This window comes from Nocardia sp. 852002-51101_SCH5132738 (genome assembly GCF_001665695.1).
Classification (GTDB): Bacteria; Actinomycetota; Actinomycetes; order Mycobacteriales; family Mycobacteriaceae; genus Nocardia; species Nocardia nova.
This window is the reverse complement of record NZ_LZML01000094.1, coordinates 1-21,801: the sequence shown is the minus strand read 5'-3', so window position 1 is coordinate 21,801 and position 21,801 is coordinate 1. Positions and strand designations below refer to the sequence as shown.

Sequence of the window (21,801 nt, the reverse complement as noted above, 5' to 3'; positions counted from 1 at the left end):
CACCTTTACCTTTTATTGGTTTTTGTGCATGATCGACAGCGAAAGCTTCGACGGTGTCCCGCACCAGGGCGACCCGTCACCCGTGCCCCACTACGACGAAGGAGACAACATGGCTCTGCTGACCATCGGCGACCAGTTCCCCGCCTACAACCTGACGGCGGTCATCGGCGGTGACCTGTCGAAGGTGAACGCGCAGCAGCCCGACGACTACTTCACCCAGGTCTCCAGTGACGACTACGCCGGCAAGTGGCGCATCGTCTTCTTCTGGCCGAAGGACTTCACCTTCGTGTGCCCGACCGAAATCGCCGCCTTCGGCAAGCTGAACGAGGAGTTCGCCGACCGCGACGCCCAGGTCCTGGGTGTGTCGGTCGACAACGAGTTCGTGCACTTCCAGTGGCGCGCCCAGCACGAGGATCTCAAGACCCTCCCCTTCCCGATGCTGAGCGACCTCAAGCGTGAGCTCGTCACCGCGACCGGCGTGCTCAACGCCGACGGTGTCGCCGACCGCGCGACCTTCATCGTGGACCCGAACAACGAGGTCCAGTTCGTCTCCGTGACCGCCGGTTCGGTCGGCCGCAACGTCGACGAGGTGCTGCGCGTGCTCGACGCGCTGCAGTCCGACGAGCTGTGCGCCTGCAACTGGAAGAAGGGCGACCCGACCATCGACGCGGGTGAGCTGCTGTCCGCGAGCGTCTGATCACCGAAAAGGAAGTTCCTGCCCGTGTCTGTTGAAAACCTGAAGAATTCGCTTCCCGAATACGCCAAGGACCTCAAGCTCAACCTGTCGTCCATCGCACGGTCGACCGTGCTGAACGAACAGCAGCTGTGGGGCACCCTGCTCGCCGCGGCGGCCGCCACCCGGTCGGCCACCACCCTGCGCGAGATCGGCGAGGAGGCCGCCGACACCCTGTCCGCGGAGGCCTACAACGCGGCACTGGGCGCCGCCTCGATCATGGGTATGAACAACGTGTTCTACCGGGGCCGGGCGTTTTTGGAGGGTCGTTACGACGATCTGCGCGCCGGGCTGCGCATGCAGATCATCGGCAATCCGGGCGTCGAGAAGGCCGATTTCGAGCTGTGGTCGTTCGCAGTGTCGTCGATCAACGGCTGCCAGCACTGCCTGGAGGCCCACGAGCACACCCTGCGTGAGGCCGGTGTCTCGCGCGAGGTGATCTTCGAGGCGCTGCGCGCCGCCGCGATCGTGGCGGGCGTCGGCCAAGCCGTGCAGGCCAGCGAGACGCTGGCCGCCGCGACGGTCTGAGGCACCGTCGAGACGCATTCCACCGGATGCCCCGCCCCGTCCATCGGGGCGGGGCATCGCGCGTGTTGCTCCGGGTACGCTGGGGCAGCATGAGCCAATGGGAAAGCGACGGCACACAGGTCGAGGTGGTTCGGGTCTTCACCGACGTCACCGGCCGGCTCGGTAACCCACTGGGCATCGTGCGCGCGGGGGCCGTGGCCGCGATCGATCACCAGTTGCTGGCGGCGCGAATCGGCCACAGTGAGACGGTGGTCGTCGACGATCCGGTGGCCGGGCGCGCCCGGATGCGCATCTACACCCCCGCACGGGAGCTGCCGTTCGCGGGACATCCGACGGTCGGCGCGGCATGGTGGCTGGCCGATCAGGGGCATCCCGTGAAGATCATCGACGTGCCCGCCGGTCCCGTCGAAATCCAGATGCTCGACGACGGCCTGGTCTGGATTCGCGCCCGCGCCGAATGGGCGCCCGAATTCACCTTCGACGAATTCTCCGACGCCGCCTTCCTAGACACGGTCGACCCGCGCCACTTCACCGACGGCCAGCATTACGTGTGGGCTTGGACGAACGAGGCGCGCGGCGCCGTGCACGCGCGAATGTTCGCTCCCGCCTTGGGAATCGCCGAGGACGAGGCGACGGGCGCGGCCGCGATCGCACTCACCGCGAAATTGCGCCGCAGCCTGATCATCACCCAGGGCGCGGGTTCACAGCTGTTCACCGAATGGGATTCCGACGGCTGGGTGCGTCTGGGCGGACGTGTCGTGGCCGATCACCCCATACTCCTCTGATCAGGCGACGGCGGCGATCAACATATAGGCGGTCCCGAGATCCATCACGACGTGCGGAACGGCGCCGAGGGCGCCCGGTGTGCCGGACGGATGCGAAATACTGTGCCGCAGTGCGGTTCTCGTACGCGGGAACAGCAGCAGTAGGCCGTCGAGCGCGAACAGCGCGGCCACGATCGAGACGGGTACGACCGGCGGGCCATCCGCACCGCTCATATCCGGGTGCCCCATACCGTGATGATGTCCGGCCATCACCCACAGCATCGCCGCGGCCGCGACCAGGTGGTAGACCACCGCCGGGAGCCGGAATTCGGCGCCGTCGCCGCCGGATGCCGTGCGCCAGTGCGCGATTCGCACGATCGACAGGCCCGCGTACACGACGATCATGGCGATGAGCACCCCGCGGATCGCATCGGGCGCGGCAGCCACCGGGAACAGCAGCATCGCGAGCATGACCAGGCACATCACGAGATGGGCCGCATCGGATTCGTGCGCGTCGACCTCGCTCGGCCCGGTTCCCGGCCGCTGTCCACTCGCGTGTCCCGGCGTCACCGGTACCGCCACATGCCGTACCAGAACGATGCCCGCCGCGGCGACGAACGCCGTGACGACGCCCCAGCGCAACACCTCGTGCTCGGTCACGAAAGACCCCACACCCCACCACCTTCCGCCGCGGCGCGTTCGCCTTCGCATCCATGCTCGCACGGCGCGACGATGGGCACCGCCCATCCGGCGGCCCGGAGGCACCGAAGAGGCAGCCGTGGGGCAGACCGTGCGCTCAGCCCAGCGCGCGACCGATCGCCGCCGCGAGCTCGCCGATCTGCTCGTCGGTCATGACGAACGCCGGCGAGATCTGCAACGCGCCCTGGCCGGCGGACCGGGTGGAAACGCCTTCGGCGCGTAGCGCTTTCACCATGGCCGGCCCCTCGGACGGATCGGCGAGCTGCACCCCGGCCACCGCGCCCAGCCCACTGCGAACCTCCGCCACGCGCGGATGTCCGGCCAGCGGCGCGAGGTGGTCGTGCAGCAGCGATTCGATGTTCTTGCTGGCGTCGAGCAGATGCTCGCGTTCGATGATGTCGAGATTGGCCATCGCCGCGGCGGCCGATCCGGCGTGGCCGCCGTAGGTGTAGCCGTGCCGGAACCACACTCCGCCACCGAAGAACGGTTCGGCCACTCGCGGTGCCACGAAGACCGCGCCCATCGGCAGATAGCCGGACGTCAGGCCCTTCGCGGTGGTCATCAGGTCCGGTTCGAGCCCGAAACGAGTGGAGGCGAACCACGATCCGCCGATCCGCCCGAAGCCGGTGACGACCTCGTCGGCGACGAACAGGATGTCGTTGTCGCGGCAGAGGCGGCGAACCTCGGAGAGATAACCCTCCGGTGGCAGATACACCCCGCCCGCCCCGATGATCGGCTCGCAGAAGAACGCCGCGATCCGATCGGCACCCACCTCGTCGATCAGCGCCCGCAGCGCCTGCGCCTGATCGAATTCCACCGTGCGGGTATCGGCCATCAGATCGCCGTATCCCTCGTGATTGCCCTCGATGCCGGCCAGCGCCGTTCCGGCGACGTGCATTCCGTGATAGGCCAGCCGGCGGCCGACGAGCAGCGTCTTGTCCGGACGGCCCTGCTCGCGCCAGAACCGGCGGGCGAGTTTGGCGGCGGTGTCAACCGAATCGGATCCACCGGAGGTGAACATGATCTTGCTGCCGGGCACCGGCGCCAGCTCCGACAACCGCTCGGCCAGCCGCTGCGTCACCGGCGCGGTCAGATCGCCGAAGTTCGAATAGTGTGCGAGCGTCGACAATTGCGCCGCGACCGCGTCGGCGATCTCGCGGCGGCCGTGACCGACATTGGTGAACCACAGCCCCGCCGTCGCATCGAGATACCGTCGCCCGGCCTCGTCCCAGATGTAGGCGCCCTCACCGCGGGCGACCACGAAGGCGCCGTCGCGCTCCACCGCGCCCATATCCGCGAATCCGTGCCACAGCGCACCCATGCTCGGCTCCTCTGCCCGTCGTCCGGTGGCGATGGGCATACCCGATCGCCCGCGCCGCCAGACTACCCGCGCTACGCCCGACGAGGCCGGGTCGTCCGGCCCGCGCAATCGACCGGCAACCGCAGGGTCAGACCGGAACGGGGGCCTCGCGACGGTTGTGCAACGACCCCAGCCGCGCCACCGCGATCGCCAGCAGCGCGATCACCGCAGCCAGCATCACCACCCCGATCAGCAGCGAGACATACCCCTGCACTCGGGGGTCCAGGAACGGATACGGATACCAGTCCACGATCTCGCCGCGGACCAGGCTGTAGGCGCAGAAGGCGAGCGGGTAGATCAGCCACCCGCCGATCAGCGCCGCCGAGACCCGCAGCCGCGCCGGCACCAGAATCCAGTCGGCGACCAGCACGATCGGCAGCACCCGATGCAATGTGTCGTTGATCCACTTGTCGGTGAGCATCACATCGATGTTCGCCAGCAGCACCGCGTAGATCACCCCGGTGATCAGCAGATACAGCGTGGCCGCGCCGCGCACCACCTGCCAGCGCCGCGCCGCCGGATCCAGCAGTCCCCCGATCAGCAGAACCAGCACACCGGCGATATTGGATTCGATGGTGAAGTAGCTCACGTAGTTGCCGATCGAGAATCCGGGCGATCCCCACGCACGGAGCGGAATCCACAGCAGCGCAACAATTCCCAGCACACCGAACGCGATCCGCAGGATCCGGATCCACATCGGCGTTCCCGCACGGGCGATCATCGTACGATCCTCGCATACCGGTCGGCCCGCCAGGCGATTTCACCACCGGCGCCCCGGCCACCGGCAGACGACGAACCCTGCCGCCGGCGTAATCCGGCGGCACGGAAGGTCTTCCGGGTCTAGGCGGATCCGACCGGCGACGTACGCTGCCTCGTCGCGGGCTCGGCTGCCACCGGCCGGCGCAGCGTGTTCGACGCGGTCGTCGCGACCGCGCGCACCCCGTCGCGGACCAGAGCGGCGATGCCCAGCAGCACCGACACCACGCGCAGTCCACGGACCCACATCGGCGTTCCGGAACCAGCAGTCATGATCCGATGGTGACACAACCGGCCCCCGCCGGGTACCAAGATCATCCGATAGCAACGATTCGGTTATCTTCATCGTCCGGCGCCTCGACCAGCGCGGGAACGGGCCGGACGGCCGGTTTCGCTACGCTGGTCGATGCAATGACCTCGACTGCCACCACCCGCGAGCTGCGCGCTCGCCTGGCCGACCTCTCTCTCCGCGACGAACACCGGCTGCGTCGACGGCTGGACAAGGCACACGGCAACGACGGCGAGATCGAGCGGCTGGAGCGTGAGATCGCCGCCGCGCAGGCTCGCATCGACACCCGCCGCGGCGCGGTCCCGGCGATTCGCTATCCCGAACAACTGCCGGTCTCGGCCCATCGCGACGATATCGCCGCGGCGATCGCCGCCCATCAGGTCGTCGTGATCGCGGGTGAGACGGGGTCGGGTAAGACCACGCAGATCCCGAAGATCTGCCTCGAACTCGGGCGCGGGATCCGCGGCACCATCGGCCACACCCAGCCGCGGCGGCTCGCGGCCCGCACGGTGGCCGAACGCATTGCCTCCGAACTCGATACCGAGCTCGGCGACGTGGTCGGCTACACCGTGCGCTTCACCGATCAGGCCTCCGATCGCACCCTGATCAAACTGATGACCGACGGCATCCTGCTGGCCGAAATTCAGCGCGACCGGCTGCTGCGTCGCTACGACACGATCATCATCGACGAGGCGCACGAGCGCAGCCTCAATATCGACTTCCTGCTCGGCTATCTGAAGTCGCTGTTGCCGAAGCGTCCGGATCTCAAGGTGATCATCACCTCGGCGACCATCGACCCGGAACTGTTCGCCCGTCATTTCGCCGATGCCGACTCCGGGGAGCCCGCGCCGATCGTCGAGGTCCCGGGGCGGTCCTATCCGGTCGAAATCCGGTATCGCCCGCTGGCTCCGGACATGGCCGGCACCGACGACGAGGACGACTTCGAGGAGGAGCCGGCGCCGCGTCGCGCCCGGCAGAGCGGACGCGGCAGCGCCGAGGACGCTCGCGACCAGACCGATGCCATCGGCGACGCGGTCCGCGAACTGCTCGCCGGGGGCGACGGCGACGTGCTGGTATTCCTGTCCGGTGAGCGCGAGATCCGCGATACCGCCGACACGCTGCGCGATCTGAAACTGCCGCGCACCGAGATCGTTCCGCTGTACGCACGCTTGTCGGCGGCCGAACAGCATCGAGTCTTCCAGCCGCACACCGGCCGTCGTGTGGTGCTGGCCACCAACGTCGCCGAGACCTCGCTCACGGTGCCGGGTATCCGCTACGTGGTGGATCCGGGCACCGCGCGCATCTCCCGCTATTCGATGCGCACCAAGGTGCAGCGCCTGCCGATCGAGCCGATCTCCCAGGCCTCCGCACGGCAGCGTTCCGGGCGCTGCGGACGCGTGGCCGACGGCATCTGCATCCGGCTCTACTCCGAGGAGGACTTCGAGGCGCGCCCCGCGTTCACCGAACCGGAGATTCTGCGCACGAACCTGGCCGCGGTCATTCTGCAGATGACCGCACTGGGGCTCGGCGACATCGAGAGCTTTCCATTCGTCGAGGCCCCGGACCGGCGGGCGATCCGCGACGGTATCGCGCTGCTAGTGGAACTCGGCGCTCTCGGGCGCCCTGCCGAGGCGCCCGTGCCGGCTCGCGGTGCGCGCCGTCGCCGCGGACGCGGCAGCGAAGGCGCCACCGGGGGCCATGTGCGCGCGCCGGAGGGCGGCGACGAGCTGGCACTCACCGCGGTGGGACGGCAGATGGCCCAACTTCCGGTCGATCCACGGATGGCGCGCATGCTCGTCGCCGCCGAGGCGAACGGATGCCTGTCCGAGGTGCTGGTCATCGTCGCGGCGCTGTCGATCCAGGACGTGCGGGAACGGCCGGCCGAATTCCAGCAGGCCGCCGACACCAAACACGCCCGCTTCACCGTCGAGGGCTCGGATTTCCTCGCCTATCTGCGTTTATGGGACTATCTGCGCGGACAGCGGAAGTCGTTGTCGTCCAATCAGTTCCGGCGACTGTGCCGCGACGAGTTCCTGCACTACCTGCGCATCCGGGAATGGCAGGATCTGCAAGGGCAGCTGCGCACCATCACGAAAAGCCTCGGCTGGTCGGCCGCGGAATCGATCGCGCCGCAACAGAATCCGGAAGCCCTGCCGTGGGACGGGGACTCGATCCATCGCGCGCTGCTGGCGGGCATGCTGTCGCATATCGGGGTGCGCGAGGCCGAATCGCGGGAGTTCCTCGGTGCGCGCGGCGCGAAGTTCATGATCTTCCCCGGTTCGGCGCTGGCGAAGAAGCCGCCGCGCTGGGTGATGGCGGCCGAACTGGTGGAAACCTCGCGACTGTGGGGCCGGATGGCCGCACGGATCGAGCCCGAATGGGCCGAACGGCTCGCCGGCGATCTGGTCAGACGCAACTACTCCGAACCGCACTGGTCATCCCGGCGCGGCGCGGCGATGGCCTACGAGCGGGTCACCCTCTACGGCATTCCGCTGGTCACCCAGCGCCGCGTCGACTTCGGCCGCATCGATGCCCAGCTGTCGCGGGAGCTGTTCATCCGGCACGCACTGGTCCAGGGCGAATGGCAGACCCGGCACCGGTTCTTCCACCGCAACCGCGAACTGCTCGACGATGTGGCCGATCTGGAGCATCGGGCACGGCGGCGCGACATCCTCGTCGACGACCAGGTGCTGTTCGATTTCTACGAGCAGCGCATTCCCGCCGACGTGGTGTCGGTGCGGCATTTCGACAGCTGGTGGCGCAAGGCCGAGCGCGAGGATCCGCATCTGCTGGACTTCTCGACCGCCACCGTGGTCAATGCGCAAGCGGCCCAGCTGGATCCGGCCGCCTACCCGGACAGCTGGCGGCAGGGCGAGCTGACTTTCCCGCTCACCTACCAGTTCGAGCCAGGACAGGCCGACGACGGCGTGACCGTGCACATCCCGGTCGCCCAGCTCGCCCACGTTCGTGCCGTGGGCTTCGACTGGCTGGTTCCCGGCATGCGCGAGGAACTCGCCGCCGCACTGATCAAGACCCTGCCGAAACAGCTGCGCCGCAGTGTCGTTCCCGCGCCGGACTTCGCGAAGGCCGCGTTGGCGCGGCTGACTCCGCGCGCGGAACCATTGCGCAGCGGACTGGCCCGCGAATTGTCGGCACTGGCGTCGACCTCGATCGCACCGGCCGACCTCGACCCCGCCGCGCTGCCCGATCATCTGCGGATGACGTTCGCCGTCGCCGGTCCCGACGGCGCGCACCTCGCCCGTGGCAAGAGCCTCGCTACCTTGAAAACTCAGCTCTCCCAGCAGATTTCACAGTCAGTGGCGAAGGCGACGAGTGCTGCCGAGAAGGCGCCGGCGACGGTGTGGACGGCGCAGACGCTGGGCACCGTGCCGCAGACCGTTCGGCGTGAGGTCGGCGGCCAGACCATCACCGGCTATCCCGCGCTGGTCCGCGAGGGCGACGGGGTGGCGGTGCGAGTGTTGTCCTCACCGGCGGCACAGCGTGCCGCGATGCGCACCGGAACCCGCGCGCTGCTGCTGCGCGAGATGCCGGCCGCGCAACGCTCGGTCACCTCGGGGCTGTCGGCCGCCGATCGCCTCGCGTTGAGCCAGAACCCGTACGGATCGCTGGAGGCACTGCTCGACGACTGCCGCGCCTGCGCCGCCGACGAACTGATCGCCGCACACGGTGGCCCGGTGCGCAGCCCGGAGCAGTTCACTCGGCTCGTCGAGCAGGTTCGACCGCAGTTCGCCGGTGCGGTCGCGCGCATCCTCGCGCTGGTGGTTCCGGTGCTGGCGGCCGCGCACCGGGTGCGCACCGCCCTGGCCGACACCACCGATCGCGATATCGCCGACGATGTCGCCGGGCAGCTCGACGACCTGGTCTTCGCCGGTTTCGTCAGCGAATTCGGCAGTGCCCGGCTGCGCGAGATCCCGCGGTATCTGCACGCCGCCGAGGCACGACTGCTCGCGTTGCCGGCCTCGGCCGACCGCGATCGCCTCGGCGCGGCCGAACTGGATCGGGTGCACACCGCCTACGCGCGGTTGCTCGACCGCCTCCCGGAGGCGCGTCGCACGGCCGCCGACGTCACCGAGATCTGGTGGATGATCGAGGAACTGCGGGTGAGCCTGTTCGCCCAGCAGCTGGGCACACCGTATCCGGTGTCCGCCAAACGAATCGTCAAGGCCATCGACGGCATCGGCGCGGCGCCCGCCGGCGCGCGATCCCGCTGACCACCGGTCCCGCTGATCACCCGGCGCGTTGATCAGTCGGCGCCGGCGCTCACCGATCGTTCGGCGCGATGGCGGCGCAGGTCGGCGATCTCGCGTTCGAAATCGTCGGCGGAGCTGAAGGACCGGTAGACCGACGCGAAACGCAGATAGGCGACCTCGTCGAGATCGCGCAACGGCCCGAGGATGGCCAGACCGACTTCGTGGCTCGGCACCTCCGGAGAGCCCTTCGCCCGCACCGCATCCTCGACCTGCTGGGCGAGCAGGTTCAGGGCATCGTCGTCGACCTCGCGCCCCTGGCAGGCGCGGCGGACACCACGGATCACCTTCTCGCGGCTGAACGGTTCGGTGACACCGCTGCGTTTGACCACCGAGAGGATCGCGGTCTCGACCGTGGTGAAGCGGCGACCGCACTGCGGACACGCGCGGCGGCGCCTGATCGCGCTGCCTTCCTCGGCCTCACGCGAGTCGACCACCCGCGAATCCGGGTGCCGACAGTACGGGCAATGCATCCGGGATCCTTCGTCGATGCCTACGTCGGTTCGCGACGAGCTGCCTGCCCTCGACCTTGTTCCGCCGATACAGCCGCACTCACCACGTATGTCCTGAGCGTCTTTCAGGATACCCGGACGGTGTTCGGCACGGCCCATGCGGACCCGCGACCGGGGCCGCTCACGCCGTCAGTTGCCACTGGCTCGTCAGGTCGGTGAGCAGATCCGGCAGGCGATTCAGCAATCGTCCGGCGGCGAGATCACCGGCGAACGGCACCGACAGCACCTGGCGGGCCAGACCCGGAGTGGCCTGCATCCGCTCGTAGCACGGCACCAGGTCGCCGGTGATGTAAGTCCAGCGCGGGTCGCGGTCGGCCCAGTTGAAGTCGGGCAACGGGGTGCGCAGCGTCATCGTGCGACCGTCGACCTCCGCCGAGACGGTGGTCGGTGCGAACACACCGGGTGCGCGCACGCCGGGTACCGCCGGCTTTGCCGCCACGGTGCTGACGTAGGTCATCACCCGGCCCATCGCGCCCCGCCCCTGCGATGTCACATCCCATTGATCGGCGATGATCTGATTCTGTTCGCGATCGGTCATCCGCATCAGCGCGTCGTTGTATCCGGTGACCGTGCCGGTGGCGAGCGAGCGCCAGGCCTGGACGGCATTGTCGTCGAGCACGCCGGCGGCGTACATCTCCTCGATCGCGGGCAACCCTCCCGCGACATAGGCCTCGTGCATCGGCACCTGGTCGAGGAAGATGTGCTTCTGCATGATCATCAGCCGGGTCTGGAACCATGCCAGATCCTCGGCGGTGAGCCGGGGCCCCTCGCTCGCCAGGAGCCGGATGTCGGCGGGTAGCGCCGCGACGAGCTGCGGCGGTGTGGCTCGCAGCAGATCCGCGACCGCGCCGCCGAGCTGATGAATACCCGGCACGCTGAGAATTGTTGCCACGTCGCTCATGTCGAAGAAGCCGGAGGCGAACGAGCCGCCCGCCAGTCCGGCCAGTCCGGTCCAGTAGAACTCGGGGTGGGCGGTCGTCAGCCGCAGGTAGTTCACGTAGACCTGGGTGAAGGTGCGCGAATTGGCGGCAACTCCCCGGATCGGATCCCACGCGGCCACGTCGATATCGGCACCGGCGGTCGCCACCGTGAGCCAATACTGATGCAGCAGTGCCGCATACCGCGACGGTGCGACTCCGTCGGCGCGGGCCTGGTCCAGCGCCGCGCGCAGCGTCGAAATGTCCAGCGGCAGCTCGGGATTCAGGCCACCGGCGCTCTCCCCCGCCCCGTTCACCACGGGAATGTCCAGATATGCGGTGTATCCCGCCTCCGCGTGTACCGCCGGCGCCGCGGCACCGGCGATGACGAAACAGATGAGCAGTGCGGCCGCGTGTGCGAACAGTCGCGGCAGCGCCCGCTGGAGGGTGTGCGCCATGATGCCTCGTCCTCGAAATTTGTTGGCGGCGAATGTAGCCCCGATCACATTCCGAGCAGAGTAGCAACAGGTTTCAGTTCTGGATCAATAAATCCGGCCACGGGGATTCGCAGTCATCCAGGCCTCCGACCACGGCCTTATCGCGATGCCGGAACCACGAGAGTGCGTCCGGCGGCCACCTCGGCGCCGCGTAATCCGTTCAACTCCACGATGCGGGCCACCGTGTCGCGCACCGGATCTCCCGGCGCCACCCGCTGCGCGAGGTCGGCCAGCGACTCACCGGGCTGCACCTGGACGGTCTGTGTGGACGCCGGGCCACCCGCGTCGCGCAGCTGCGCCACCCCCATCAATCCACAGACCGCTGCCGCGGTGAGCAGGGCGGTCGCCGCGAGGGTCGCGAGTCCGATTCGGGCTTGTTCCACCCGCTGGAGCGGATGGGGCCCGCGGGCCGGCGCGGCGGCCGGCACCCGGTCGTAGCCCGCCACGGCGTCCGGGCGATACGGGCCGCGGGGACGCCGCAGGTCGGCCCGGCCGTGGCGCCGGACCGGCCGCACGGTGCGGACGGGGGCACCGCCGGCCGAACCGGTCCGGGTGCCGATCGTGCTGAATTCATCGACCGCGGTACGCATCTGACGACCTCCATGAATGCTGTGACGAGTGCTGGGCTGATGGATCACAGGGATATGAGAGTGGTGGCGTATTCGCTCATCTGTTCGACGAACTGATGTTCGAATTCTTACCACGCCGGACCGACAAAGTCACCAGCCACGCCGACATGCGTCGAACAGATGTTTGAAACCTGGCCGCGGGCGGACTACATTCGAAACACGCGATCCGGCGGCGCCGGCAGAACCCGGCGCCGGCAGAACCCGGCAGACACACGCCCCGGCAGACAGACGAATGGAGGACGGCGAGCGTGAGCGAACGTACGGTGGTCGGACACGAGGAGGCGGCCGGAAGCGGCACGGTCTCCCCCGACGGCGCCCCGGCGCCGGCCGGTGACACCGAAACCCCCGGCAACGGAGCGGATCTCACCGTCCGCCAGCGCAAGGTACTCGAGGTCATCCGGACCTCGGTGAACGAACGCGGCTATCCCCCGAGCATCCGCGAGATCGGCGATGCGGTCGGACTCACCTCCACCTCCTCGGTCGCGCATCAGCTCCGGGCACTCGAGCGCAAGGGGTATCTGCGCCGCGATCCCAACCGTCCCCGTGCGGTCGACGTCCGCGGCCTGGACGAGACCGCCGTGCGCGCGGCCGGTGCCGCGCCGGTGCTGCGCGCGGTGGCGACCGAAACCTCCGACGCGACCCCGGCGCCCACCTATGTGCCGGTGCTGGGCCGCATCGCCGCCGGTGGGCCGATCCTCGCGGAACAGGCCGTCGAGGACGTGTTCCCGCTGCCGCGCGAACTGGTCGGCGAGGGTTCGCTGTTCCTGCTGAAGGTCGTCGGCGAATCGATGGTCGACGCGGCGATCTGCGACGGCGACTGGGTGGTCGTCCGCCAGCAGAATGTCGCCGACAACGGCGATATCGTCGCGGCGATGATCGAGGGCGAGGCGACGGTCAAGACGTTCAAACGCACCGGCGACCAGGTCTGGCTGATTCCGCACAACCCGCTGTTCGATCCGATCGACGGTAACGACGCCCAGATCCTGGGCAAGGTCGTCACGGTGATCCGCAAGATCTGAGTGCGCGAGATCCGGGTGCGACAGCCCGGCCGGCGGCAGGAAGCGGTGGCCGTCCGGACGGGCGCATTCCGTCAGCGCCGGAAGCGGTCGCGCAGCACGGGATCATTTTCCCACCACAGGCCGCTCTGGACCGGTGCCTCCGCGCTCGCCGTCGCCGCGGCGGGCGCGGGCGAGGTCCGCCCGTCCGCGTCGGCCGGTGGCGCCGAAAGCTCTTCGGCCGCATCGAGTTCGGCGTCCATTTTCGCGGCGTTGCGTCGTTCGTCGGCCGCCCACGATCGCATCAGCGTCAGCAGGTAGGGCAGGCCGAGCACGTCGCCGAGCACCCAGATGATGCCCGCGCCGATGATCTGATCCATGCGTAGATCGGGGCCCCACGTCCGGCCCACCTCGGTGTAGTAGTCCACCGCGACCAGCGGCCCGAACCACAGCACCAACCCCAGCACCCCGTCTGCCAGCGACTCGAAAACCGTGATCAACAACGAGAGGGCCTGCGAATAGCGGTGCGGCACCGGATCGGTCTGCAGCCGCGAATAGAAGTACAGGAAGCCGACGGCCACCAGCAGCATTCGGGTGAGCGCATCGACCACGCCGTGCCGCAGGACGGCTTCGTACCACGGGGTCAGGATCAGCAGCCAGGGAGTGGCCAGGATGGCGATCGAGGAGACCAGCGGATAGGTCACCACCCGCGCCGGCGCCGAAGCCAGCACGCGTTCCATCCTCGCTCGTCCGGCCGCGCCCAGCGAATCCCGCACCACGGTCAACGGCCGCCCGGTCGCCAGGCCGAAGGGAACCACGTAGAGCAGCAGCAGGATCTGCAGTGCGCGCATCCAGAAGAGGGTCCCGGAGTACACGCCGATCACGCTGATGCCGGTCAGCAACCACACTCCGAGGCCGACCGCGCCGAACGCCCAGCTGCGTCCCGCCGACTCCGTGCTACCGCGCCGATCGGCGCGCCGGCGAGCCAGGCCGTAGCCGAGCCCCAACGCGGCGGTCACCACGATGGTCGAGGTGTCCCAGCGCCATTCCTCGATGACGGACTGCACGGTCAGCGGCGTGTCGATCCATCCCACGGCAGCCAGTATCCACCCGGCGTCCCGCGGTGTTTGCGCCGGTCCGGCGGAGTGTCCGGTTAGTTCCGATTACCGGATTCGTGGGCGTGCGCGACACCCTGCGACCGGTGCGCGGGGCCGTGCGACTCAGCGCAGTGGCCACTCGAACCGGCCCCGAGTTCGATCAGTTCGGGCTGTGCGTGATCCACCTGCAGCGTGGCGTGCTCGATGTGATGGTCGGCGGCCAGCCACTGCGCCAGATCCTGACGCACCGCATGACAGTCGCGGCCGGGCTCGACCAGCACGTGCGCCGAGAGCGCCGGAGACCCCGAGGTGATTTCCCAGATGTGCAGGTCGTGCACCTCGACCACCCCGTCACGGGCGGCCATGCCCACACCCACCGCAGCCGGGTCGATATCGGCCGGGGCGGCCTCGAGGAATATCCGGCTCGACGCGCGGACCAGGCCGACGCCCGCCTTGACCATCAGCGCGACCACCACCAGCGTCGCTATCGCGTCGGCGCGTTCGAATCCGGTGACCATGATGATCACTCCGGCCACCGCGGTCGCGAGGAAGGCGTAGAGATCGGTGAGGATGTGCTGGAACGCGCCCTCGACATTCAGGCTGCTGCGATTGGCCCGGGAAATCATCCAGGTGGCGGCGAGATTCACGACCACACCCACGAGCGCTGTGGCGAGGACGAGCTCCCCGGTGACCGACGGCGGCTGGATCAGGCGGCGGATCGCCTCGTAGAACAGCCCGGCCGACAACACCAGCAGCGTCAGGCCGTTGGCTTGCGCGGACAGGATTTCGACGCGCTTCCAGCCGAAGGTCATCCGCCCGGCCGGTGGTCGCGCCGCGAGACGAATTGCCCACAGCGCCAACGCGATCGAAGCGGCGTCGGTGAGCATGTGCGCGGCATCCGACAGCAGGGCCAGTGATCCGGCCACCACACCGACGACCACCTCGCCGAGGAGGAAGACCACGATGACCGCGAGCGCCCCGGCGAGCCAGCGCCGATCGCTGTCGGGAGTGGCGTGCGCATGACTGTGCGCATGCCCGTGGCCCGAGCCGTGTGTATGTCCGGCGCCCATGCCCGAAACTCCTCTCCGTCGCTTCGTTCGTCATCATATGCATACATCGCTATGTGTGCAATATCCCCTGCTCCGCGCGCCGCGAGGCCCGGCAGCCGGGTACCCGCGCACCGCTCCCTTTATCCGAACCGCGCGATCCGAACTCCCGAGTAGTGTCCGAAGACCGCGAGCATTCCGATAACTTTTGCCGTGCCCGCACTAAATGCGTCCCGCCGATTCTTTTCGCATTCCGGGAACATTCACGATCGAAAACGCCCGAATAGCACCGGATTCACTACGGCCGGTCGCACTACGGTACGGTATACACAATCCCAGTTGCTCCGTGTCAGTGCGAAAGGGCTCGATCATGGCCAAGAAAGTCACCGTCACACTCATCGATGATTACGACGGGAAGTCCAAAGCGGATGAGACCGTGCAGTTCTCGATCGACGGTGTGGCGTATGAAATCGACCTGTCGACATTGAATGCCGGGAAGCTGCGCGGGGCACTCGAACCCTGGACGGAAAAGGCCCGCAAGGTCGGCCGCTTGAAGTCCGGCGGCGGCACCCGCACGAAGTCCGCGGCCGACCGCGAGCAGACGGTGGCGATCCGGGAATGGGCCAAGAAACACGGCTATAACGTCTCCGCGCGCGGCCGCATTTCCTCCGAGGTTGTCGCCGCCTATCACAAAGCGAGCAAGTAGCCGGCATCCGATCTTTCCACCGAGATCGCACACCGTACATACCGAGCGGGCCCGCAGCATCACGCCACAGCCGTGATCTTGCGGGCCCGCTCGGCGCGGTAATCTGGTTCTCTGGTTCGGCGCCGCGCCGTACTCACAAGTCGCTGGGAGTAGTTCCGAGGCGGGGTTGGTGTGCATGACAGGGGAAACCGGGGTCGGTGAACTGGCTCGGCGATGGCGTATCGCGATCGCCGACACCGGTTTCGTTCCCATGTCCATGCGCGAGCTCGAGCACCTGCTGCTGGGGTTGCTCCAGCAGCTCGTCACCATCGTGCGGGCGGAACCGTTCGACGCGGCGCCCGCGGCCGCGATCGGCGCCGCGCTGGTGCGCGCCAACCTCACCGATCCGCAGGTCATGCCCCGCTCCGCCCGCGCGCTGACGCCGCTGGCCACCACCGCCTTCCCCCCGGGCGATCGGGTGCTCGCCGTACTGGGTGAGATGGCCCGCGGATATACCGAGGAGTTACTCGCCACCCGGGCACGGCATCAGGAAATGTTGCACTCGGCGATGGCCGATGCCCGCAATGCCGCCGAGGCGCGATTCCGGGTGGTATTCGACAATGCCGCCATCGCCATCGGCATCGGTGACGCCGAAGGCCGGGTGGTCGACGTGAATCCGGCCATGGCCGCGATGCTGGGCGTGAGCCGCGAGTATCTGCTCGAACGCGGGGTCACCGATCTGATCCATCCGGACGATCGAGTGGAATTGCGGCGCCGCGTGCTGGGCGAACTTTTGCACGCCGGCTCGGGCACGGTCCGGATGGAATTGCGCTATCCCCGGCCCGAAGGTGTCGACGGGTGGGCCACCTGGGCGATCACCCTGGTGCCGGCGACCGGCGGGCGCGCGGCCTATCTGCTGGTGGTCGGCGAAGACACCACACAGCGGCGGGAATTGCAGGCCGAATTACATCGCCAGGCCCGCCTGGATCCGCTCACCGGCCTGCCCAATCGGCGGCAACTGGTGGAAGTGCTCTCGGCCATCATCACCGACGCCGAGACCGAGGACTGCATCGGCTTGTGTTTCATCGACCTCGACGGATTCAAATCGGTCAACGACACCTACGGCCACGGGGTGGGCGATCGCCTGCTGGTCGCCGTCGCGGACCGGCTCTCGGCGGCCGTCCCGGCGATCCTGCTGGCCCGGGTGGGCGGCGACGAATTCGTCGGGCTGGTGCGGCCGACCTGCGATACCGAGCACATCGCCACGGTCGCGCAGCGCCTGCTCGACGCGCTGGCCGAACCCATCCCCGTCGACAACCACGACCTGATGATCTCGGCCTGTATCGGCGCGATCGTCACCCCCGTCACCGGCACCGACGCCGAGCGGCTGCTCGATGCCGCCGACGCCGGGCTCTATCGCGCGAAGGCCAGCGGACGCAACCGCTGGGTCCTTCATGCGACCGATGTCGCCGCCCGGGTGCGCGGCCTAGGATGAGCTGCGTGCAACCTCTGTTACCCGACTGGGCGGCCGACGACATCGACCCCAGGATTCCCAGCCCGGCGCGAGTTTACGACTATCTGCTCGGAGGATTCGCCAATTTCGAGGTGGATCGGGCGGTCGCCGCGCAAATGATCGAGGTCATTCCCGAAGTCCCGCGCACGGCCCGCGCCAACCGCGCGTTTTTGCAGCGTGCGGTGGGTTTTCTCGCCGAGGCGGGTATCGACCAATTCCTCGATCTGGGCTCCGGAATTCCGACCGCGGGCAACGTGCACGAGATCGCGCAGCGCGTCGTGCCGGGCGCGCGAGTGGTCTATGTCGATATCGATCCGGTCGCGGTGACCATGAGCCGCAAGCTGCTGGCCGACAATCCGAACGCCACCGCGGTGCACGGCGATTTCACCGATATCGATGGGGTACTGGAGCATCCGCAGGTCCGGGAGCTGCTGGATTTCGACCGGCCGGTCGCCGTCCTGCTCGTATCGATGCTGCATTTCGTCGCCGACGACGCGCTGGCCGCGACGGTATTCGAACGACTGCGCGACACCATCGCCTCCGGAAGTTATCTGGCGCTGTCGCATCTGACCAGCGAGGGACCGCCCGAGCAGATGGACCGCATGCTCGCGGTGACCGAACGCGTCACCGGCCGGGGCGATCGGCTGCGCACCCGCGCCGAGATCATGGAACTGCTCGGCGATCTGGTCCTGGTCGAACCCGGCCTGGAATATCTGGCCCGGTGGCGACCGGATCCGGACGAGCCCCTGCCGGAGGTCCGGCCCCTCGACGGCTATGCGGGTGTGGCCCGCAAGCCCTGATCCGGGCTGCTAATCGGCGAGCGCCCGTGCGATCATCGGCCACGCCTCGTGCAGGGACCGCTCCCAGTACGGCCAGTCGTGCAGCCCGCCCGGCGTGTAGCGGTAGGTGGCGGGAATTCCGAGAGCCTCGGTAGCGTCCTGCAGCCGCCGGGTGCACTGCGCGACCACCGATTCCAGCGCACCGCCTCCGGCGGGATCGGCGACAGCCGGGCCGTTCGTCGCACCGCCGGGGCGCGGCACCCCCGCGGTCACGAAAAGCTCTGTCCCCCGGAGCTTTTCCAGATTCGCCGCGGTGCTGGGATCGGCGTCGTTCCAGCCGGGCGAACCGTCCGGGCCCCACATGTTCCACGGATTTCCGCCGCCGGAGGCCACCACCGCCTGCACGAAGCGCCGGCCCGGATCGGTTCCGGTCTGGGCGCATCCGCTGAACGACCCCACCGCGGCGTACAGTCCGGGAGCAGCCTGCGCCAGCGCGAGCACCGAGGTCGCCGACATCGACACCCCCGCAATCGCATTGCGGCCCGAGGTGTGCAGCGCGGCGTCGACGAGCGGCGGAAGTTCCCGCGTCAGGAAGGTCGTCCATTCGTTGCGGCCCAGCACCGGATCGTCGGCGAGCCAATCGGTGTAGTACGTGTAGCGGCCGTCGAGGATGTTCACCACGGTGACGTCCTTGTCGGCGGTGAAAGCGTCGATGTCGGTGCGGGTTTCCCACGAGGTTTCGATGCCGCCGGTCCCGATGCCGTCCTCCGCGCCGTCGAGCAGATACAGCACCGGAGCCGGCCGCGAGGTGTCGGCCGGGCGCAGTACCCGCATGCTGATCGTGCGGTCCATGGCCGCCGAGTACACGACGAGCGTGGCGTGGCGGGCGTCGATATCGATGATCCGGTCGATCCGGGATCCGTCCGCGGACGCCGATCCGTCGGTCGCCGCGGCGACGCCGCTCGACAGCGCCACCACGGCCGCCAGTGCCAGGCACAGCACCGCCGGGCGCCGGTACCGTGACCCGAATCGCCTGCTCATCCAGCTCACACATCCTTTTCCGGCGGGGTCCGGCACCGTTGTGACGCGGGACAGCCGCTGGCTCAACGATCGGAGCGGCGGACGACGTTCCGTTCCGGACTGCGACGCACATCACGCATCGCAGGATCGGCGGCCAACTCACAACCGTGCCCCCGGGCCCTCCGGGAATTGTCACAAGGCATCTTCTGCGCGAAATCAATCCCGGTTACAAAGGAGTTCCCGCCGGTGTGCTCGAAGAACCGGCCCGCGAGAAGTGTAAGAAGTTGGCTACCGAGGTTTTCGACACCGCCGTCGAGCTGCCGGTCGAGCGCAGCGCCGTCTGGGAGCTGCTCATCGACCCGCAGCTGTATCCGCGCATCTTCACCGGGATCGGCGCCTGTGAACGGCTCGAGGCCGTCGCCGGCGCGCCGCTGTGGCAGCTGCGCATCGGAACCGCCGACACCGAGATCCGGACGCTGTCGCTGACGGTGCGGGTGGGCCCGCGCGGGGAGGCCTTCGAGTTGTACTGCGCGGCGACCGGAAGTTTCGCCTCCGTGCGGCTGCGCGATATCGAGGGCGGCACCCGGGCCGTGATCACCTGTTTCGCCGCCGGCCGGATACATCCGGTCGCCGCGCGCGCCTCGACCGCCGGCGCGCTGGCCTGGCTCGACGCCGGACTGCGGCGGCTGCGCCAACTGGTCACGGCCGCACCGACTTCGGTCGTGATCAACCGCGAGAACTCTCCGCTGCGGCGCGCGGACGTGGCTCGCCACATCCTCGGAACGGGCGTGGTGCACACGGCGCGGCCGGATCGCAGTGTCGGGCAGCTGCGCGGACTCGCCCGGTGGGGTTTCAATCTCGCCGGCGGCTACGCGGCCGCGGCCGCGCATTCCCCCCACCGCATCGCCGTCATCGACGATCGGCGCAGTCGCACCTTCGCCGACATCGACCGGCGCAGCACCGCACTGGCGGGCGGCATGGCCGGCCTGGGCCTGCGCACCGGCGACGCGATCGGCCTGCTGGCTCGCAATCACGCCGGCATGGTCGAAACCATGGTCGCGGCAGGCAAACTCGGTGTGGACACGATCCTGCTCAACGCGGGCCTGTCGGCCCGGCGGATCGAGGAAATCGTGCAGCGGCACCGGCTGGCGCACGTCTTCGTCGACGCCGAGCTGGAAGAACTGATCCACTACCTGCATTCCGACATCGTGCGCATCGCCACCGACGACGGCGCACCCGGGCGCACCACCATCGAGGATCTGATCACCGAGGGCGACAACGGTTTCGACAAACCCGCACGGCCGGGCCGGTTGATCGTGCTGACCTCCGGGACCAGCGGCACCCCGAAGGGTGCGCGCCGCCCGCACGCCAAGGGCTTCGCCACGGTGGCGGCGCTGCTGTCGCGCATTCCGCTGCGCATGAACGACACCATGCTCATCCCGGCACCGCTGTTCCACACCTGGGGGCTGGCCGCCCTGCAATTGAGTACGGCGCTGCGCGCCACCGTCGTGCTGCCGGAGCAGTTCGATGCCCGCGACACCCTGCGCCGGATAGCCGAAAACCGGGTCGGCACGGTGATTCTGGTGCCGACCATGGTGCAGCGGATCCTGGACCTGCCGACCCATGTGCGGGCCCGCTACGACACCTCCAGCCTGCGGATCGCGGCGAGTTGCGGGGCGCCGCTGGCCGGTGCCACCGTGCTGCGGTTCGCCGACAACTACGGCGATGTGCTCTACAACATCTACGGCTCCACCGAGGTGTCATGGGCGACCATCGCCACGCCCGAGGATCTGCGGGCCGCGCCGACCACCGCCGGGCTGCCACCGCTCGGCACCAAAATCGCTGTGCTGGGCCCGGATCGCACGCCCGTGCCGGTCGGCGCGACCGGACGCATCTACGTGGGCAATCACATGCTGTTCGACGGATACGTCAATTCGGCGCCGCCGGACGAGACCGACGGCATGCTCGACACCGGCGATCTGGGGTATCTGGACGCCGACGGACGGCTGTTCATCGCCGGCCGCGACGACGAGATGATCATCTCGGGCGGTGAGAACGTCTTCCCACGGCCGGTGGAGGAGGCGCTGTCACATCTGCCGCAGATCGCCGATGTGGCCGTGGTCGGGGTGCCGGACCATGAATTCGGGCAGCGGCTGGCCGCGTTCATCGTCAAGCGCGAGGGTTCGGGCCTGGACCCGGACATGATCCGCACCTACGTCCGCAACCGGCTGAGCAGGTTCTCGGTGCCGCGCGATGTCACCTTCCTGTCGGCACTGCCGCGCGGTGAGACCGGCAAGGTGCTCAAGCGGCTGCTGATCGGCGGGAGCGCCGACCTGACCGGTCCGTTCCAACCGGCGGCCGAGTTGTGACCGTTCACCAGGGCGCACCCGGGTGACATCCTCATTTGTCACGAGGATGAGCGAAATACATCCATCGGAGTCTCGTTACGGTTACGTTATAAAGGCAGCGCAGTAAACGGGCGGGGAAGGAAGTTTTCGCCAATGTCTGTTGCCACGCCGGGTTCTGCCGCCTCGCCAGGGTCTACCGCGTCCCGGGGGCCCGTCGCCGCACCGGGCGCTTCCGGCGAGGCCACGGCCGGCTCGACGCGCCCCAGTTTGACCATGTCCGGTCAATTGCTGTCGTCGCCGTTGAAGGATGTGTGGTCGCTGTCGCGGCACATGGTCGGCCACTTCGTCGAAAACGTCGCCCCCTGC

19 protein-coding genes are annotated in these 21,801 nt (G+C 68.5%); 9 read left to right on the top strand and 10 right to left on the bottom strand.

From position 1 onward, the window contains the following. The first annotated feature begins 109 nt into the window (after window positions 1–109). From A5789_RS12390 to A5789_RS12380, 3 genes are all read left to right on the top strand, one after another. Window positions 110–697, top strand: a complete 588-nt coding sequence (locus A5789_RS12390; protein WP_030517257.1) for a peroxiredoxin — start codon at window positions 110–112, stop codon at window positions 695–697. A gap of 24 nt (window positions 698–721) precedes the next feature. Then, a complete protein-coding gene (locus tag A5789_RS12385) occupies window positions 722–1,261 on the top strand; it encodes a carboxymuconolactone decarboxylase family protein (protein WP_064905027.1) in 540 nt (179 codons plus the stop codon). A gap of 89 nt (window positions 1,262–1,350) precedes the next feature. Continuing rightward, window positions 1,351–2,046: a PhzF family phenazine biosynthesis protein gene (locus A5789_RS12380; protein WP_030517259.1), complete on the top strand. Its 696-nt coding sequence runs from the start codon at window positions 1,351–1,353 to the stop codon at window positions 2,044–2,046. Here A5789_RS12380 and A5789_RS12375 read toward each other — a convergent pair whose 3' ends face one another. From A5789_RS12375 to A5789_RS36530, 4 genes are all read right to left on the bottom strand, one after another. Then, window positions 2,047–2,697 carry a DUF5134 domain-containing protein gene (locus A5789_RS12375; RefSeq protein ID WP_064922950.1) on the bottom strand — a complete coding sequence of 217 codons (651 nt, stop codon included), beginning with the start codon at window positions 2,695–2,697 and terminating at the stop codon, window positions 2,047–2,049. 124 nt (window positions 2,698–2,821) lie between these two features. Continuing rightward, entirely contained in the window at window positions 2,822–4,045 is a 1,224-nt protein-coding gene (locus A5789_RS12370) for an aspartate aminotransferase family protein (RefSeq protein ID WP_064905031.1), read from the bottom strand. 127 nt (window positions 4,046–4,172) lie between these two features. Beyond that, a complete protein-coding gene (locus A5789_RS12365; protein WP_064905033.1) occupies window positions 4,173–4,805 on the bottom strand; it encodes a Pr6Pr family membrane protein in 633 nt (210 codons plus the stop codon). Window positions 4,806–4,924: 119 nt separating this feature from the next. After that, window positions 4,925–5,113 (bottom strand): hypothetical protein, encoded by a 189-nt coding sequence (locus A5789_RS36530; RefSeq protein WP_146098756.1) that lies wholly within the window; start codon window positions 5,111–5,113, stop codon window positions 4,925–4,927. 138 nt (window positions 5,114–5,251) lie between these two features. Between A5789_RS36530 and hrpA the strand changes: the two genes are divergently transcribed. Next, on the top strand, window positions 5,252–9,361 hold the full coding sequence (gene hrpA, locus A5789_RS12360; RefSeq protein ID WP_064905035.1) for an ATP-dependent RNA helicase HrpA: 4,110 nt from the start codon (window positions 5,252–5,254) through the stop codon (window positions 9,359–9,361). Between the two features lie 32 nt (window positions 9,362–9,393). Here the strand turns inward: hrpA and nrdR are convergent, their stop codons facing one another. From nrdR to A5789_RS12345, 3 genes are all read right to left on the bottom strand, one after another. Continuing rightward, on the bottom strand, window positions 9,394–9,870 hold the full coding sequence (gene nrdR / locus A5789_RS12355; protein WP_063016647.1) for a transcriptional regulator NrdR: 477 nt from the start codon (window positions 9,868–9,870) through the stop codon (window positions 9,394–9,396). Between the two features lie 160 nt (window positions 9,871–10,030). Then, entirely contained in the window at window positions 10,031–11,284 is a 1,254-nt protein-coding gene (locus tag A5789_RS12350; protein ID WP_064905038.1) for a hypothetical protein, read from the bottom strand. Between the two features lie 137 nt (window positions 11,285–11,421). Then, complete coding sequence (locus tag A5789_RS12345; RefSeq protein ID WP_064905040.1) at window positions 11,422–11,913, bottom strand: LysM peptidoglycan-binding domain-containing protein; 492 nt, start codon at window positions 11,911–11,913, stop codon at window positions 11,422–11,424. A 287-nt stretch (window positions 11,914–12,200) separates the two neighbouring features. Between A5789_RS12345 and lexA the strand changes: the two genes are divergently transcribed. Then, window positions 12,201–12,971, top strand: coding sequence for a transcriptional repressor LexA (gene lexA, locus A5789_RS12340; RefSeq protein WP_030517267.1), 771 nt, complete (start codon window positions 12,201–12,203; stop codon window positions 12,969–12,971). Between the two features lie 71 nt (window positions 12,972–13,042). On the opposite strand, the gene A5789_RS12335 is transcribed toward lexA, so the two are convergent. Together A5789_RS12335 and A5789_RS12330 are read right to left on the bottom strand one after the other, a co-directional pair. Then, window positions 13,043–14,032 (bottom strand): cytochrome c oxidase assembly protein, encoded by a 990-nt coding sequence (locus A5789_RS12335; protein WP_063016674.1) that lies wholly within the window; start codon window positions 14,030–14,032, stop codon window positions 13,043–13,045. A gap of 68 nt (window positions 14,033–14,100) precedes the next feature. After that, window positions 14,101–15,114, bottom strand: coding sequence for a cation diffusion facilitator family transporter (locus A5789_RS12330; protein WP_064905041.1), 1,014 nt, complete (start codon window positions 15,112–15,114; stop codon window positions 14,101–14,103). A gap of 346 nt (window positions 15,115–15,460) precedes the next feature. Between A5789_RS12330 and A5789_RS12325 the strand changes: the two genes are divergently transcribed. From A5789_RS12325 to A5789_RS12315, 3 genes are all read left to right on the top strand, one after another. Beyond that, on the top strand, window positions 15,461–15,796 hold the full coding sequence (locus A5789_RS12325) for an Lsr2 family protein (protein WP_030517270.1): 336 nt from the start codon (window positions 15,461–15,463) through the stop codon (window positions 15,794–15,796). 175 nt (window positions 15,797–15,971) lie between these two features. Beyond that, a complete protein-coding gene (locus A5789_RS12320) occupies window positions 15,972–17,270 on the top strand; it encodes a diguanylate cyclase domain-containing protein (protein ID WP_064905043.1) in 1,299 nt (432 codons plus the stop codon). Between the two features lie 5 nt (window positions 17,271–17,275). Then, window positions 17,276–18,088: an SAM-dependent methyltransferase gene (locus tag A5789_RS12315; RefSeq protein ID WP_169812447.1), complete on the top strand. Its 813-nt coding sequence runs from the start codon at window positions 17,276–17,278 to the stop codon at window positions 18,086–18,088. A gap of 9 nt (window positions 18,089–18,097) precedes the next feature. On the opposite strand, the gene A5789_RS12310 is transcribed toward A5789_RS12315, so the two are convergent. Continuing rightward, window positions 18,098–19,108: an alpha/beta hydrolase family protein gene (locus A5789_RS12310; protein WP_064905045.1), complete on the bottom strand. Its 1,011-nt coding sequence runs from the start codon at window positions 19,106–19,108 to the stop codon at window positions 18,098–18,100. A gap of 263 nt (window positions 19,109–19,371) precedes the next feature. Between A5789_RS12310 and A5789_RS12305 the strand changes: the two genes are divergently transcribed. Beyond that, window positions 19,372–21,456 carry an AMP-binding protein gene (locus A5789_RS12305; RefSeq protein WP_064905055.1) on the top strand — a complete coding sequence of 695 codons (2,085 nt, stop codon included), beginning with the start codon at window positions 19,372–19,374 and terminating at the stop codon, window positions 21,454–21,456. Window positions 21,457–21,801 lie beyond the last annotated feature (345 nt).